The 16,665-nt window shown below is 45.9% G+C and carries 14 protein-coding genes and 1 other RNA gene; 10 read left to right on the forward strand and 5 right to left on the reverse strand.

Features of this window, described 5'->3' with window-relative positions:
* Positions 1-50 precede the first annotated feature (50 nt).
* Together ssrA and OSH03_RS20640 are read left to right on the forward strand one after the other, a co-directional pair.
* Positions 51-414, forward strand: a transfer-messenger RNA (tmRNA) gene (gene ssrA, locus OSH03_RS20635).
* 202 nt (positions 415-616) lie between these two features.
* On the forward strand, positions 617-1,816 hold the full coding sequence (locus tag OSH03_RS20640; RefSeq protein ID WP_266179962.1) for an integrase domain-containing protein: 1,200 nt from the start codon (positions 617-619) through the stop codon (positions 1,814-1,816).
* On the opposite strand, the gene OSH03_RS20645 is transcribed toward OSH03_RS20640, so the two are convergent.
* A protein-coding gene (locus tag OSH03_RS20645) for an IS3 family transposase (RefSeq protein WP_266179963.1) occupies positions 1,791-2,965 on the reverse strand; the annotation gives its coding sequence in 2 pieces (ribosomal slippage) (positions 1,791-2,698 and positions 2,698-2,965; 1,176 coding nt in all). The two genes, OSH03_RS20640 and OSH03_RS20645, sit on opposite strands and share 26 nt — an antisense overlap.
* Before the next feature lie 395 nt (positions 2,966-3,360).
* Between OSH03_RS20645 and OSH03_RS20650 the strand changes: the two genes are divergently transcribed.
* Genes OSH03_RS20650 through OSH03_RS20660 form a run of 3 tightly spaced genes read left to right on the forward strand, consistent with a single transcriptional unit; the run spans position 3,361 to position 8,268 of the window.
* A complete protein-coding gene (locus tag OSH03_RS20650; RefSeq protein WP_266179964.1) occupies positions 3,361-6,624 on the forward strand; it encodes an ATP-binding protein in 3,264 nt (1,087 codons plus the stop codon).
* Positions 6,617-7,087, forward strand: a complete 471-nt coding sequence (locus OSH03_RS20655; RefSeq protein WP_115808112.1) for a PleD family two-component system response regulator — start codon at positions 6,617-6,619, stop codon at positions 7,085-7,087. The genes OSH03_RS20650 and OSH03_RS20655 overlap by 8 nt, the downstream gene beginning before the upstream one ends.
* An 8-nt stretch (positions 7,088-7,095) precedes the next feature.
* Positions 7,096-8,268 (forward strand): response regulator, encoded by a 1,173-nt coding sequence (locus OSH03_RS20660; protein ID WP_266179965.1) that lies wholly within the window; start codon positions 7,096-7,098, stop codon positions 8,266-8,268.
* A 385-nt stretch (positions 8,269-8,653) separates the two neighbouring features.
* Here OSH03_RS20660 and OSH03_RS20665 read toward each other — a convergent pair whose 3' ends face one another.
* The 3 genes from OSH03_RS20665 to OSH03_RS20675 all read right to left on the reverse strand — a co-directional run bounded on the left by OSH03_RS20665 (position 8,654) and on the right by OSH03_RS20675 (position 11,477).
* Positions 8,654-9,700, reverse strand: coding sequence for a bifunctional transcriptional activator/DNA repair enzyme AdaA (locus OSH03_RS20665; protein WP_266179966.1), 1,047 nt, complete (start codon positions 9,698-9,700; stop codon positions 8,654-8,656).
* The gene (locus OSH03_RS20670) at positions 9,684-10,460 is read right to left on the reverse strand and encodes an isocitrate lyase/PEP mutase family protein (RefSeq protein ID WP_266179967.1); all 777 of its coding nucleotides are present in this window, start codon (positions 10,458-10,460) and stop codon (positions 9,684-9,686) included. Before OSH03_RS20670 ends, OSH03_RS20665 begins: the two co-directional genes overlap by 17 nt.
* Positions 10,461-10,571: 111 nt before the next feature.
* Positions 10,572-11,477, reverse strand: coding sequence for a LysR family transcriptional regulator (locus OSH03_RS20675; RefSeq protein ID WP_338148600.1), 906 nt, complete (start codon positions 11,475-11,477; stop codon positions 10,572-10,574).
* A gap of 59 nt (positions 11,478-11,536) precedes the next feature.
* Here OSH03_RS20675 and OSH03_RS20680 point away from each other — a divergent pair, with 59 nt between their 5' ends.
* The 3 genes from OSH03_RS20680 (at position 11,537) to OSH03_RS20690 (ending at position 13,950) form a co-directional block, all read left to right on the forward strand.
* Positions 11,537-12,202, forward strand: coding sequence for an NADPH-dependent F420 reductase (locus OSH03_RS20680; RefSeq protein WP_266180008.1), 666 nt, complete (start codon positions 11,537-11,539; stop codon positions 12,200-12,202).
* Between the two features lie 18 nt (positions 12,203-12,220).
* Positions 12,221-13,102: a helix-turn-helix domain-containing protein gene (locus OSH03_RS20685; RefSeq protein ID WP_061097332.1), complete on the forward strand. Its 882-nt coding sequence runs from the start codon at positions 12,221-12,223 to the stop codon at positions 13,100-13,102.
* Between the two features lie 101 nt (positions 13,103-13,203).
* On the forward strand, positions 13,204-13,950 hold the full coding sequence (locus tag OSH03_RS20690) for an SDR family oxidoreductase (protein WP_266179969.1): 747 nt from the start codon (positions 13,204-13,206) through the stop codon (positions 13,948-13,950).
* 52 nt (positions 13,951-14,002) lie between these two features.
* Here OSH03_RS20690 and OSH03_RS20695 read toward each other — a convergent pair whose 3' ends face one another.
* Entirely contained in the window at positions 14,003-14,725 is a 723-nt protein-coding gene (locus OSH03_RS20695; RefSeq protein ID WP_266179970.1) for an SDR family oxidoreductase, read from the reverse strand.
* Positions 14,726-14,823: 98 nt separating this feature from the next.
* Here OSH03_RS20695 and OSH03_RS20700 point away from each other — a divergent pair, with 98 nt between their 5' ends.
* Together OSH03_RS20700 and OSH03_RS20705 are read left to right on the forward strand one after the other, a co-directional pair.
* On the forward strand, positions 14,824-15,741 hold the full coding sequence (locus OSH03_RS20700; protein ID WP_266179971.1) for a LysR family transcriptional regulator: 918 nt from the start codon (positions 14,824-14,826) through the stop codon (positions 15,739-15,741).
* A gap of 404 nt (positions 15,742-16,145) precedes the next feature.
* Positions 16,146-16,502, forward strand: coding sequence for a hypothetical protein (locus OSH03_RS20705; RefSeq protein ID WP_028014145.1), 357 nt, complete (start codon positions 16,146-16,148; stop codon positions 16,500-16,502).
* Positions 16,503-16,665 lie beyond the last annotated feature (163 nt).

The following is a 16,665-nucleotide window of genomic DNA, read 5'->3' on the forward strand; positions in this document are numbered from 1 at the left end:
CGGGCTGGTATCCAGGAAGTGAAATCTGGTATACTGAGTTCAACACTATTGGGGCTGATTCTGGATTCGACGGGATTTGCGAAACCCAAGGTGCATGCCGAGGGGCGGTTTGCCTCGTTAAAAGCCGCAAAAAAATAGTCGCAAACGACGAAAACTACGCTTTAGCAGCTTAATAACCTGCTCTGAGCCCTCTCTCCCTAGCTTCCGCTCTTAAGACGGGGATCAAAGAGAGGTCAAACCCAAAAGAGATCGCGTGGAAGCCCTGCCTGGGGTTGAAGCGTTAAAACTAATCAGGCTAGTTCGTTAGTGGCGTGTCTGTCCGCAGCTGGCGTGCGAATGTAAAGACAAACTAAGCATGTAGTACCGAGGATGTAGAAATTTCGGACGCGGGTTCAACTCCCGCCAGCTCCACCAAAATTCTCCATCGGCGATCACCAGAGTCGACTGATGAAGTCCTGAAAGCCCGCATGGCGCAAGCCCTGCGGGCTTTTTTGTGCGTGCAATTTGTCCCGCAAAGTCTGAAGAGAACTAATTAAATCCGAACCTTTTAGGCCCATTGATAGGCCCAACGAAAAGCTCTATTGTTTTCGTTGGGCCTAAACGCATGGAGACTCCCATGGCAAGAAAAACCAAGCCGTTAACCGATACGGAAATCAAAGCCGCCAAACCTAAAGATGCCGATTACCAGCTGTATGATGGTGACGGGCTTACTCTGTTAATCAAGTCCAGCGGTAGTAAGCTCTGGCAGTTCCGTTACTATCGACCTCTGACAAAGCAGCGAACCAAGCAGAGCTTCGGTGCCTACCCTGCTGTCTCACTTTCTGATGCGCGTAAACTCAGAGCCGAATCTCGAGTTTTATTGTCAAAAGATATTTATCCTCAGGAACACCAGAAAGAACAGGTGAGGAATTCACAAGAGGCCAAAATCAACACCTTCTTGTTAGTTGCCGAGCGTTGGTGGAATGTGAAGAAAGCCAGCGTAACAGAGGACTATGCCGACGATATCTGGCGTTCGCTTGAGAGAGATGTTTTCCCAGCAATCGGTGATATCAGCGTCACTGAGATTAAGGCTCATACTCTGGTTAAAGCTGTTCAGCCGGTTCAGGCCAGAGGTGCATTAGAGACTGTTCGCCGCCTTTGTCAGCGTATTAACGAAGTCATGATTTATGCGCAGAACACAGGCCTGATTGATGCGGTTCCCAGCGTGAACATCGGGAAAGCATTCGAGAAACCGCAAAAGAAGTACATGCCAAGCATCCGCCCGGACCAACTTCCGCAGCTAATGCAGACCATGCGTACTGCAAGTATCAGTGTGTCCACGCGGTGTCTGTTCATGTGGCAGCTTCTCACCATTACCCGTCCTGCCGAAGCCGCGGAGGCTCGATGGGATGAGATCGATTTTGATGCTAACGAATGGAAAATTCCTGCTGCTCGAATGAAGATGAACCGGGACCATACGGTTCCACTATCCGATGAGGCTCTCTCTATTCTGGAAATGATGAAGTCACTCAGTGGTGGCCGAGAGTTTATCTTTCCCAGTCGCATCAAACCAACCCAGCCGATGAACAGCCAGACTGTGAATGCGGCACTCAAGCGCGCTGGTTTAGGAGGCGTACTCGTATCTCACGGTTTGCGTTCTATCGCCAGTACGGCACTCAATGAAGAAGGATTTCCCCCTGATGTTATTGAGGCAGCACTGGCTCATGTAGACAAAAATGAGGTACGTCGCGCTTATAACCGTAGTGATTATCTTGAGCAACGGCGACCGATGATGCAATGGTGTGTAGTGGTCAAGCAAAACTGGCCACGGCTTTAGAGTTTTTCCAGAACAATCGTTCTGATTCATTCGGCGTCAAGCCACCATTATATTGATGGGGTCTGAGCTGGCTGTAATATCCCATTATGTAATTCGTTATCGCTGTGCTGGCTTCGCTAAAATTAGCGTATCCATTATCCGGCACCCATTCTGTTTTCAGACTTCTAAAAAAACGTTCCATCGGGCTGTTATCCCAGCAATTCCCCCGGCGACTCAGGCTTTGCTTTTTCTGATATCTCCACAGTAACTGCCTGAAATTCCTGCTGGTATAGTGGCTACCTTGATCCGAGTGATACAGCAGATTAGCTGGCTTTCCTCGCGCTTCCCAGGCCATGGACAACGCTTTCGCTGTCAATGCAGAGTCCGGGAAAAATGACATCGCCCAGCCAACCGGTTTACGTGAAAACAGATCAAGCACTACGGCCAAATAAGCCCAGCGTTTACCCGTCCAGATATAAGTCACATCACCACACCAGACCTGATTAGGCTCTGTTACAGCAAACTGGCGTTCCAGATAATTAGGGATCTCAACGTGTTCTTTAGACGCCTTTTTATATCGATGACCTGGCTGCTGACAGCTTATGAGACGAAGCTCTTTCATCAGTTTTGTTGCCCGCCAGCGGCTAAGTTTTACACCTTTGTTCGTGACCATCGCGGCAATATTACGAGCACCTGCTGAACCATTACTTTCGCGATAGCATTCACGGACAAGACTGAGTAATACCACGCGTGTGGCATCAGGCTTCTTTGGCTGCCGCCAGTATTTATAGCTGCTGCGGTGAACCCCAAACACGTTGCACACGACGGCAACGGGAAACCGCGCCCTGAGTTTCTCAACTAATGAGAACTGTTCAGGGAGTCTGACATCAAAAGCGCGGTAGCCTTTTTTAATATATCTCTTTCCATTTCAACGCGTTGAAGTCTTTTCTTTAGCTCGCGTATTTCAATCTGCTCAGGTGTCATGGGTGAAGCTATGGGTGATTTTCCCGATCGTTCTTCTTTTAACTGGCGGACCCACTTATCCATCGTGGATTTGCCGACATTCATTGCCGTGGCAGCGGCGGCAACGGTGTAATGCTGATCGAGTACAAGCTGGGCAGCTTCAAGGCGAAACTCGGGGCTAAAATTGCGTCTGTTACGTCCGGTCATAATGTCACCTGTTTTTGACTATGAGGCGATGATATCACCTCTATTCAGGTGGCCAAATTTAGTGTGCCACTACAAATGGTAACCTCCTGCTGTGGAACAGCCCATGTGCCAACCAAAGAAGTTTGAAACGTTAGGCAAAAATTGACATGTCAAACTCTGCTTCCTATAAGAACTCCTTATCCAAAAACAATGACGCTTAGTAGCAGAGGCAATATATTGAAAGTTATTATAAAAATGGTTACTATCCATTTTTATAAACCACCTTATCAGATCCCCTCTGAGGGCGGTAGCGTTCCTCAATAAAATATTAAATCAGAGTGATTAATTTAAATATGAAGCATTCTTCGATATCCAAAAAAAAAGAAATTGATATTCATAACATCAGAAAAGTCCTCATGCCTCATATTGAACTAAGCGATAAAAGCGAGGCTGTTTTTAAATATCTAAATCAATGTCGCAATAAAAACATTGATGCTTCTTATTATTCTTATGAAAATTTCCTTGAAATACCTGAAGCAAAGGAAATTATGGACTTCCGGTATAAGACTGAAGACTATGACGTAGCAGATGTTACTTCCTATGGTACAAAAGAAAGTACTATTGAAGTTTACATTAACTGGGTTACAATCACTTTAAAGTATTACATTGATGACATTAATAAATTCATTATAAAAAGAAATGAGTTTACTAATAATCTTCTATCATCTAATTACGATAAGGCAAAAGAAAACATCAAAGAAATTGAGTCATTCACAGGAAAATCTCTTTGGTCGATTACAAACCATTTAAGCATACTGTATTTTAATCAGGAAATTCAAGAGTACAACAAACTTAGCAAAAATTTTCTTTCCATCTCTGATGAATTATCGAGATCATATTTAAATTATGAATCAATAAGATGTAACAACTCAATCTCTCCTGAGCGCTATCATTTTTTTATTGGGAAAATGATAGAAGAATTGCGTCTTTCTGGAGATGCTGACGCCGAAAGCTTATTACTCTACAGACATTCCTTTGACCCTTCATTTGACTATCTAGATGCCCCTCAAATATATAAGCAAACATATGAGCAAAGATTGGTAGATCTTTACTGCTCATTTATTAAAATCCTTTCATATATTGAAGTTAAAGGTATTAATATTGATAAATGCCAACAAAGGATCATTTCCTTGTCTTCATTATTGGAAGATAGAGAATTTAAAATACTATCAAGTAGATTATTTCCACGAGAAAAAATCACCACTGATGATTTACAAAGAGTATATGATATTATTTCAGATCATTACTTGACCGAAAATTATGACAGTGTCATCTCAACCTCTGAAAAAACACTTACAAAAACACCAACTTTCTCAGTGATATACATTCCGTATATCAAGTCTCTTCTCGTTAAAGGTGAGAAATCAAACCTAAAAGGGCTAATAGGTAACATAACCAATAGCATTCTTAACTTATATCAAGAAGACAATTTCGAACAAAGAATTGAGGATATCAACAAATGCTATCATGTATTATTACACAACCCTTGGGCTCAAATTTTCTCGTGCATTATTTCAGAGTTCGATGGTTCTGATTGTTCAAACATACCTACAAAATTCAACTATGTGGACAATACATCCCTCTATTATAACAAATTTTCTCTTAGAGAGAATAACCAAGATTACTATCAGAAAAGCAATATTCCAGAATGGAGGAAAAATAAATACCTCGCAGAACTAAACTACTATAAAAAGGATTACTCTACAAGCTTAAATTTTTATGAATCAATTAACTCCAAACACAATGAACAAGTCAAATCTAAAATAATACAGTGTTTGTTTCACTTAGATCAAAAAGACCATGCGATAGAGAAATCATGCATTGAATTGCTAAATGGTAAAAACCCTAAATCGCTCCCTCTTGTATTATTAGCAAGGCATATTTATACTGACAGCAAATACTCCACAGATAACAAAGCATTACTAAACAAAGCAATAATTCTACACTACTATAATACTTATTATAATAATGAATATGTACAGACGCTTTCAAATATATGTGAAAACTATTTAGAGAATTTAGATATATATGAAGTTGACCAAATAACTCACCTATCTAATATTGATACTTTCATGTTAGAAAAAATACTCACCTTAGATGTTTTAGATGGTATAAGCAGTATCATTGAAAATGACGTTGATCTTTTGAAGTGTCGACTTCAAATCAATAGAGAAATATTAAACAATAAGTCTAATCATACCAAAGATGAGCTAAACAAAGCAATAGAAGAGATACGATACCTCTTTTATAAAACAGTTGTTGAAGTGTGTTCTATCGAGGCTGGTGAGGGTAAAATTCATGTTGATAAAGCAGCATTAAAGAACAAGATATTAGGTGATCTCAGTAAACTATTCAATAACATTACGTCAGAAGAAGATAGAGAAATTGAATTTGATATTAATGAAGATGTTACTATTGCTGATAGTAATGAAACTTTGAGTTATTATACTTCTGATAAGTCTTTTATTAATAAAACATTAGATTTGTTATATTTCTTATTTAGTTCTTATTCTATAGACAAATTGTATGGATTAGATCAATCTTTGAACATGGGGATTCGTCATGGTGGATTAGTTAATCTACTATGGTCGCCGCTAAAAAACAATAATCTAGCCGCATTAAAATCTAATGATAATGCCTTCCAACCGAACCCAATCTGGCGAAATTTATTTGGCTACCACAAAGAATCTGTGCTTGTAAAAGTAGATAGTGCTTTAGTTGACTTTAATAAAAGAATGCATAAATTAATCAACAGCATAAAGAGCAAAGTCAATGTAAACATGGGGGAGTTTGAAAGTTCAGATAAATGGTTTAACTACATTCCAGATTTTGACTTACAACTATCAATAGCTACAAAGATAGATTCATATACTCCAGAAACGCTACTGGATGAAATATTTATGTATCTTGATGAACATAGCGACTCAATTTTGGAAAACATAAGAGCTAATTACATACCTGAACTTGAAAATCTCATTATGAATGAAATCGAACAACTAGAGAGTGAATTAAATAGCTTAAAGATTAATTTCATTAATTTAAAAAGAGCCATTTCTAAATCAAAAGTTGATATGAAAGATTCTTTAGATATATTATACAAGTGGTTTACTTGGTCAGGTGAATCCAAGACTTCTTTTGATATGAAAGCAGCAATGGATAAGGCAATCTCAGCAGTCGAACAATTTCATTCGTGGATGAATATAACGCTTATTCAAAAAAATGAATCTGATACTCAGTTTAAGGGTAAATATTTCACTGACACAGTAATGATATTAACATTACTATTTGAAAATGCTGTTAAGCACTCTAACTTCAAAGACTCTTGTCATATCAACATCCACGTGTACGAGTCAGGAGCAAAAATAAACATTAATGTAAGCAATAAAATAAACGAACCACTTAATAGCGATGAACAGAAAATAATATATGATATCAATGAAGATTTAGAGAGGAATATTATTGACAATTCAACCAAAGATAATGGTAGCGGACTCTATAAAGTAAAAAAAATACTAACCCATCATTTGAAAACAGATAGCAAAGTTTATATTTCATGTAAAGACACGGATTTTAATGTTTTTATTTCATTTTCAAAAACCGGCAATATAATTCATGAATAACAACTCTATATTAATCGCAGATGACCAACTGGAAAAACAACGTTCTTTAAAAAATTTTTTAGAAAATAACTTCAATGAATACACACTAGATAGCTCTTATTCATTTCGAAGCACACGAGAAAAAATAATAAAAAATAAATATAGCTTGATTTTACTAGATATGACAATGCCTTCCTCTGATAGCAAAACACATTCCGATTTTGTATCCGATGGTAAAGGAAGAGCATTGGCTGGAAGTGATATTATTCAGACCATGCATTATAGGATGATGGATACACCGGTTATTATTGTCACTCAATTTGATGTTTTTGGTAGGCATAATCAGTTAACTTCAATCGAAGAGATTACCAGTGAACTGCTTTCAAATTACCCATCTATTGTCAAAGGCTTTGTTTTATGGGATTATCAAAGCGATAACTGGAATAACATTCTGTTAAATTTAATAAATGGATGTCTCAAATGATAAAAGTCATGATCGTTGAAGATGATATAATAAAGCGAAATGACATTATATCCTTCTTTAATTTGCATGGAATCATGCCACCAGCAATTTATTCAGTCGATAATGTTGCAGATGCATTGCTTAATTTACGAAAAATAAAATTTGATATTGTAGTACTCGATCTGAATCTTCCATTGAGGAGAAATGCCCCTTCTCCAACAAAAGATGGTGGAAAAAAAATACTTTATTCATTACCAAACAAGAGATATATTGCGCCGACTTATCTTTTAGGTTTAACTCAATTTGATGATTACCAAATTGCAAACGAACCTGATTTTCGTCAGTTCGACTTTAACATCTATAGCTATAACAATGATTCTTGGAAAAAAATTTTAGAAAACAAAATAAATTGGTTGCTTAAAAACGTCACGGTTACAAATGATAGAACCACGGATCAAAAGATTTTAATTCTTACCCACGGCATAATGACATCAGGAAGCTGGACAAAGAAAGTCGAAGATACTATTCTAGATTCCAACATTAAAGTTATTAAGTATCAATACCCCCATTTTTCTGCTCTTAAAATAATTTTACCTTGGACAAGGCAGAAAATACTAAAAGGATATAAGGTATTCATTGAGAACATACTCATTAGTAATCCTGAATGTGAGTTGAATTTCATCTCTCATAGCTTTGGAACTTTCATGACAATAAAATCACTGGATGAAAGTGATATTTCTTACATGCCAAACATTAATAATGTATTACTATGCGGTAGTGTTTTACGCTCAGATTATGACATCAATCAGTTCATCTCAAAATTTAATATAAAGAATCTTGTAAATGAATGTGGAGTAAATGACCTTCCCTTGCTGATCTGTAATTTAACATGTTATGGATTGGGCCATGCAGGAAGAATCGGTTTTCAAGGCTATAATGAAGCATTATCAAACCGTTATTATAATGGAGGGCATAGTGATTTCTTTGACAAGGAATATATACTCTCTGATTGGAAGTCGATAATTGAATCCGAAAAAGTAAAATGCATTGATGAGAGGAAAAACAGTACTTATTATGATAATTTTGAATCAACAATGAATTTGATATCACCATTTACAAAATTGTTAGTTATAATAACAATGATTATTATCACTATTTATGTATTACCTTTAGGATTGCTACGATTGTTCTCATATATTTAGTTAACAATTTACTCAATGGTAAATGTTCTCGACCACAATGATTACAAGATAACTAACGCCCCATCCACGCTTGTAGTGAACATTTATTGATGTGTTGCAATTTTTCTCGCTTAGAGTGAACCAAAATCTCATGAACCACAATTATTTGGCTTTATGGTTCCACTTTAGGACTCATTACAAAAGAAATTTTTAATAAAGAGATATTTATCAAATAAATAGAAAGCAAAGCACATAGACGCCAACCAAATTCTCCATCGGTGATTACCAGAGTCATCCGATGAAGTCCTAAGAGCCCGCATGGCGCAAGCCCTGCGGGCTTTTTTGTGCCTGCAATTTCCCCCGCGAAGTTCGTAAAATATCCCGGCTACACTGGAACATTACGCTATCAAACATTGTTTCGCTCATGTTCAATAAGCCACTCTTTGCGCGAAATACCGCCGCCGTAACCCGTCATCTTTCCATCTTTACCAATTATCCTGTGGCAAGGGATCACAATGGCAATCCGGTTTGCACCATTTGCAGCAGCGACGGCGCGTACAGCATTGGGCTTATTCATCCTTAGCGAAATGGCCTGATAGTGCGAGGTCTGTCCGTAGGGAACTGCACGCAGCTCATGCCAGACGGATTGCTGAAAATCACTGCCCGGGGCGTCCACAGAGAGATCAAACTGTCGGCGAGTGCCAGCAAAATACTCGCTGATTTCTTTTACTGTCTGCCGGGTATGGCTGTTTTCTCCGGTGACAATTCTGGCGTTAAATAAACGCTGGATATCGCGGAATTCTGTTTCTAACATCCGGCGATCGGTAAACTCCAGCAGACAGACTCCCCGCTCTGTCGCACAGACAAACATAGGCCCAAGCGTAGTGGTAAACCGATGAATGACAATCACCTCGGTTGCCTGAGTCGGCGCTGCGCCAGTAAGCCGCTTGTAGGTGTAACCAAACCCGCTCAGTGATTCATAGCCATTGTCCAGCGCAACGTCAGTAGCCGCTCGCCCGCTTTTCAACTCCTGCAGGGCAACGTTCACCCGCTGCATTCGCTGGAAAGCCTGAAAAGTGATGCCGTGATGTTGCAGGAACCAACGCCTTACCCGCTCCGGACCGATCCCCTGCTGACGAAGCTCCGCGTCTGTTACGCGGGATTTTATATCGCGCCTGACAAGCGCAAGCGCCTGTTCAACATATAATGGCGCGCTGTGCGCATTTTCAGCGGGTCTGCAGACCTTACAGGGACGAAACCCGGCCGCCAGAGCAGATTTGGCATCTTTATAAAATTCAACATTTTCGCGCCTGGGCTTTCGTGCCCGGCATACCGAAATGCAGAATACGCCAGTGGTTTTGACGCCAACAAAAAATACGCCGGTATATTCTGCATCTCGTTCGAGTAATGCCTGATACCAGATATCACACAAATTCTTATCGGTTATTTTCATCGCTAAAAAGTCCTGCAAACGTCTGACGAGTTCGAATCGCATGCATTACATCACTCAGCGTTGACTGCATGGCTGAATGAACAAAATTGCCCATTGAAATGCGGTTTACCCCGGCCCGTTTCAGCCTGTCGAACGACGGAAGATCGGGCATACACATGACGTTCAGGGGCAGACCCGTTGCCTCTGCAATGAGGCTGATGTCTTTCTCTGACGTCAGACACGGAACAAAAAGGCCATCGGCACCTGCAGCTTTATAGCGCTGACCCCGCAATATCGTCTGCTGCAATGCATCTTCATGCCCGAGCAGGTAAGCGTCAGTCCGGATGTTCAGAAACAGGCTGCAGTTTTCTCTTCTCAGCGCATTGCTTACTGTTCTCAGATTACGGGAAAAATCAGAGACATCGTCAAGCTGACGCCCCCCGTTAATGACTCTGCTGTCTTCGAGGTTGACGCCTGATACGCCTGTCTGAGCAAGGCGTCTGAGATGGGCGACTATCTCTTCGGCTGAATCACCATATCCTGCTTCCATATCAACGCTCAATGGCAGGCTGCTGACAGCCCGGATACGGGTGACCACATAAAATAATTCGTTAAACGGCATTCCCTGCCCGTCTTCATATCCCAGCGTGGACGCTATTGCCGCGCTGGACGTTCCCAGTGCCTGATAGCCTGCTTCTTGCGCTGCGACAGCGCTGGCGGCGTCCCAAACGTTGGCGATCAGCAGGGGCTCATGCTGGTTGTGGAGTTCTGCAAAATTCATATTCATTTCCTCTCAACAGATTGAAAATGAATCTAAGCATTCAGTAAGAACGTCACAACCGAAATTCAGACGACCATTTTTTAGCAAGCGTAGTCTGGATTCGCAGACCGGTCAGCTCTGTTGTAAACCAGACGCGCCAACCTGCATTTTGAGCTTATTAATGAACCAGCGTCCGGCCGGACCCGGAGGATGTTCTTCTAAATGCACGGCCTGCATGGCAAAACCCGGTCCGACGTCAGGCTGCATCTGCAAATTCAACGCGACCAGCTTACCCGTCGCAAGGTCCTCCTCCACCACTGGCAGCGGCATATAGCCCCAACCAAGCCCGGCGCGCAGGAAGGCGTGCTTCGCGCCCATATCGGCCAAATGCCAGGTTTTTGACGACATCACGCCAAAGCTCCGGCCCACGGTAAGCGACGAGCGATCGGCCAGCACCAGCTGAACGTGTTCCGCTAAAAGCGAGCGGAGGATCGGCCCTGGCAGGTTAGCCAGCGGATGTTCAGGTGAGACAACGGCCACGGCCGGCACGCTGAGAAGAAATTCTGAGGTGCATCCAGCCGGAATATGCGGCAGCGAGCCGATAATCGCCACCCGACAGTGGCCGTCCAGCAGAGGCTGGAGCACCGCCCCTAACGCTTCCACATACAAACGCAGCGGCGTGTCGGGAAAGGCCTGATGAAACGCCTGCACCGCAGCGGTGAGCTCCGCAACAGGAAACATCACATCGACGGAGACCGCGAGTTCAGGCTCCAGGCCTTCGGCTAAGGTGCGCGCCTTAGCCTTAAAGGCATCCATTCCGGCAGCGGCAAGGCGCGCCGCTTCCAGCATCGCGGCGCCCGCCTCCGTCAGTTTCGGATATCGCCCGGAGCGATCGAATAATGGGAATCCGACCTGCGCCTCAAGATTGGCCAGCGTCGCGCTGACAACCGACTGCGCGCGCCGCAGTTTACGCCCGGCGGCCGAAAAACTTCCCTCATCAACGGCGGCAATGAATGTGCGCAGTTGATCAACAGACATACCGTCCAGCATGTATCGCTCCGGCAGATGGAACCCATCTAATTATATAGGCTATTCAGATAGGTCGAAGATTACTACTCTCTACGCATGTTCACTACTCTTCCAGAAGGAAATTAAGCATGAAAACAAAAACTGTAGGTATTATCGGCGCTGGTGCAATCGGGCAAGCCTTTGCGAAACAGCTGGTAAATGCGGGCATGAACGTTATTCTGAGCAACAGCCGCGGGCCGGAAAGCCTGTCTGACGTGGTTGAAGGATTGGGCCGCGGGGCTCGCGCCGGCACCGCACAGCAGGCCGCTGAAGCCGACATCGTTTTTGTCAGCACTAACTGGGACAAAACCGAAGCCGCGTTAAGCGGAATTACCTGGAATGGACGCATCCTGATTGACGCCACAAACCCGGTACTTTTGCCAGGCTATAAGCTGGCAGAACTGGGCGGAAAAAACTCAAGCCAGGTGGTGACCCAGTGGGCACCGGGGGCTCGCGTCGTCAAAGCCTTCAATACCCTTCTTGCAGGGGTGCTGGCTCAGGATCCGGCGCAAGCGGGTGGCCGTCGTGTCGTCTTTATCTCCGGAGACGATGCAGATGCGAAGGCGGAAGTGAAAGCGTTAGCCGGGCAGCTGGGCTTCGCAAGCATTGATTTAGGCAGTCTTGAGATCGGCGGGACGCTCCAACAATTCCCCGGAGGGCCTCTTCCGGCGGTTAATCTGGTGCAACTGGCATAGCAAAAGGCAACGATAACGATGACTCAGCGAACTTCCGCAGAGACGTTTGAAGAATACCTTCCCGGCAAGCTGCTCCGGGAGCATCGGGCACAATCTTCCCGGGATGTATTCGTTCAAATTCTGGCCCGCAGACAAGTCCAGGAAAACGTCATTATTCCGGCGGTTCCGGAGCCCTTTATCGTCTGGATCCTCTCTGGTCAAGCCGTTGTTGAGGAGCGTTCCCCCGGCGAGGCGTGGTTAGCAAACCGCGTTACCGCAGGCGATTTCTTTCTCACGACGGCGCCCTCTCCCACTGAAATGCGGTGGCAAGCCGAGCCAGATATACCGTTCATCGTCATGCATGTGTATATCGGCGTGGCCATGATGCAGGAGTGTGAACTGCGGGAGGTCTCCGGCGCGCGCGACGAAACGCTATCTGCCCTGCTGGAACAGATACGCCAAGAGCTGTATCTGCATACTCCCCCAAGCGGCCCCTTTATCCAGGGGATTGCCCAGGCGCTGGCGGTACACCTGGTTCGCACCTACGGCACGCATACGAAACGACACCGTGGTGGGCTACAGGCATTTAAACTGCACCGGGTCTTCACGGCAATGCGAGAAGGGTTGGCCCAGCCGTTTGACCTGGCACGGCTGGCTAAGCTGACCGATCTCAGCGAATACCATTTTAGCCGTGCCTTCAAACAGTCGACCGGGCTTTCGCCCTCCCACTATTTTATCCGGCTACGCATGGAGGAAGCGCGCCGCATGCTGTCGGAAACCAATGATTCCATTATCAATATTGCCCTGAACGTGGGATACACCAGCCCCAGCCACTTTGCTGCCGTCTTCCTCAGGCATAACGGCGTGACGCCCTCGCACTATCGCAGCGATATCGTTCGCAGCAAAAGTCCGACAGTTTGAGCAAAAGCCCGCGCGAAGCCACCGCCTGAAACATCCATTATTGACCCGTACTTCAGACGTTCTTTCTGAAGCGTTGAAATTAACTCTCACGAGGATCAGTTATGGAACTTAAAGATAAAGTCGCTCTCATCACCGGTGCTTCAAGCGGGATTGGTGCCGCCACGGCAAAAAAATTAGCGGAACAGGGCGTCAGGGTCGGTCTCGCCGCTCGCCGCCTGGATCGCCTGCAGGCGCTGGTCTCTGAAATTGAGGCTGACGGCGGTGAAGCCATGGCGCTGGTTATGGACGTCACTGACCCGGCCTCGGTTAATGAAGGGGTCGCGACACTGCACAAACGCTATGGCCATATTGATATAGCCTTCAATAACGCCGGGCTGATGCCGATCTCGGATATTGCCAGCCTCAAAGTCGATGAATGGCACCGAATGGTAGACGTGAACGTAAAAGGCCTGTTTAACACCGTAGCGGCCGTGCTGCCGATTATGCAGTCGCAGCGGTCTGGTCACATCATCAATACCTCGTCGATCGCCGGGCGCAAAACGTTCCCCGGGCTTGGGGTGTACTGTGCAACGAAGCACGCCGTTGCCGCCTTCTCGGATATTTTGCGTATGGAGCTGGCGCCGCAGTTCAACATTCGCGTCACCTCACTCCAGCCGGGAGCCGTAGAAAGTGAATTATTCGAGCATATCAGTGACGACAATTATCGCGCGCAGATGGAACAGCTGAAGGAGAAGATGACGTTCCTGAAAGCCGACGATATCGCCGACTCGATTGTTTACGTGCTGCAGGCACCGGAACATGTGGACGTGGCAGAGCTGTTTATTATGCCGACCGAGCAGCCCTGGTAAGAAAGTAAAGCGGGTCAGGCAATGCCTGACCCGCTAATTTTCATCCGCGACGTTAGTTCGCAGATGCCGTCGGTCTGATCGTGATTTCTGTTGTATCGACACTCTCAGGCGCCTCGATGATGTGGCGCACGGCGCGGGCAATATCAGCAGGTTTGAGGGCAATAGCACGATACGCGTCCATCGCCGCCATGGTTTCCGGGTGCGTAATGGTCGAGGCCAGTTCGCTTTCCACTACCCCAGGGTTAACGCAGGTCACGCGGATGTTCGAACTTTCCTGACGTAAACCATCCGAAATCGCCCGTACGGCGAATTTGGTCGCACAGTAGACGGCAGCCGTGGGCACAACGGACAAGGCACCAATCGAGCCGATATTAATGATTTGTCCCGAGCCCTGGGCTTCCATAATCGGCAGAACGGCGCCTATTCCCCACAGCACGCCCTTGATATTGACGTCAATGGTGCGCTCCCACTCATCCTGCTTCCCTGCCGAAAGCGGAGAAAGAGGCATGATGCCCGCGTTGTTAATCAGCACGTCAATGCGGCCCCATTTTTCACGCGCTGTCTGCACGAAGTCAGCCATCGACTGGCGGCTGGTAACGTCTAAGACTGCGGCCTGTGCTTCCCCCCCTGCACTGCGGATTTCAGCAGCCAGGGCGTTGATGCGATCCAGCCTGCGAGCGCCCAGGAAAACCTTCGCGCCTGCCTTGCCCAGCTCTCTGGCAATACCTTCTCCGATACCGCTTGATGCACCGGTAATTAAAATGACTTTGTTCATATTTTGCTCCTTCAGTTGAGTTCAACGTGATAATAGATACTCATCATTGTTTCTTGTATCCTGCCTTTACTGGACTCACTGGTTAGCAATGTTAAACAATGAAAATCGATCTCAATCTGTTACCCGTTTTTCTGGCGGTCGCCGAGGAGCGCAGCTTCAGCGCTGCCGCCGTGCGGCTGGGCATAACCCGCTCCGCTGTCAGTCAGGGGATTAGACGTCTTGAAGATGGTTTTCAAACCCTGCTGGTGATGCGCACCACGCGCTCGGTAAGCCTCACTGAAGCAGGTGAACGGCTGCGTAAATCGTTGCAGGGCCCCGTCGCCAATATTGAAGCGGCCTTTGAAAACGTCGCGTCGGACACCACACCGCGCGGCCAGCTCAGAATCGCGGTCACCTCAATTGCGGAAGCGTTTCTCTCTGGCCCGCTGCTCGCGTCGTTTGCGGCTGCGCATCCTGCGGTATCGCTTGATATCTTCGTGTCGGATGAGGAGTTCGATATCGTGGCGGCGGGCTATGACGCCGGGGTAAGGCTGGGTGAAGTTATCGAAAAAGACATGATCGCCGTTCCCCTTACGGGCCAGCAGCGTGAGAGGGTGGTGGCTTCGCCGTCCTATCTGGCGGCTCACGGCATACCTGAGCACCCCCGCGAGCTGGTTACTCACCGGTGTATCGGCTGGCGCCCTGCCCCGGACGTTGCCCCCTATCGTTGGGAATTTGTGGAGGCGGGCGTTCCCTTCGATGTGGCGATTGAACCGCAGATCACCACCAACGATCTGCGCCTCATGCTCAGCCTGGCACTGGCCGGCGGCGGCATAACCCTGGCCACGGAGGATACATTCACACCGTATATTGAATCGGGGGAGCTTGTTGCCCTGCTGGATACGTTTCTTCCCTCTTTTCCCGGCTTTTATCTCTATTTCCCCCAGCGTCACAATATGGCCCCCAAGCTAAGAGCCCTGATCGAGCACGTCCGCCAGTGGCGACAGCCAGCGGCAGCGCAAACTGTTCAACGCTAACAGGGCGCAGACCCTTTCATGCAGATTTTCCTTACCCTGCCGCCGCCCTTTGATAAACATCAACGACACCGCCCTCCCCCCATGGAAAAGTAAAAACGGACACACTTCACTCAGGGGATATGTCGCGCCGGGGATGGCTTAACGATGTATCCCGTACGCTGGACAAGACATCACACAAGGATGGAGCCTTAAAAAATGTACAGACCCATGGTCGTTATTTTCTTTATTCTGCTGACCCTTGCGGCCCTCGTTGAAATGGGGTTTTTATCCTTCGGGTGATCCTCAAGCCAGGGGGCGCTCGCCAGCAGACTTTGATCTCATTACAGTTTTTTCCTAAAGCCACCCCGCTTCGTCTGTGCCATGCTGAATCACGCTCATAACCGATAACGTTAAATGAGGATATTATGAAAAAAACAATTATCGCATTATCTGCCGTTCTGCTGGCTTCCCCAGTATTTGCTGCGACCACACATGCAACTGACGATACCGTCGCTGCGGCGAACGCAAACGCCAACGAAGCGAAGCAAAAACTGCACGAAGAGCAGAACAAAGGCGAAGAGCTGAAGCTGAAACAGCAGCATGCTGCGGAAGGCAAGAGCGAAAGCTTTGGCAGCAAAGTCAGCGAAGATTCCCAGAAAGCCTGGCATAAAACCAAAGAAGGCACCGAGAAAGGATGGGATGCCACTAAAGAAGGCGCTGAGAAAGGCTGGAACAAAACCAAAGAAGGTGCCAGCGAGCTGGAAAAGAAAGTCACTGAATAACCGACACACTCACCTCAGGGCCGCGCTAGCGGCCCTTTTTATTGCTTCGAACAGAGGGTCTTAATGCAAACGTCCGGCTGCCGATCCCCATGTTCATATTTTTTCGACCTCAGTACCAGGTTAATGAATGAACCGCATTGAAAATAAAGCAGGTTATTATATT

The sequence above is a fragment of the Enterobacter nematophilus genome (assembly GCF_026344075.1).
GTDB lineage: Bacteria > Pseudomonadota > Gammaproteobacteria > Enterobacterales > Enterobacteriaceae > Enterobacter > Enterobacter nematophilus.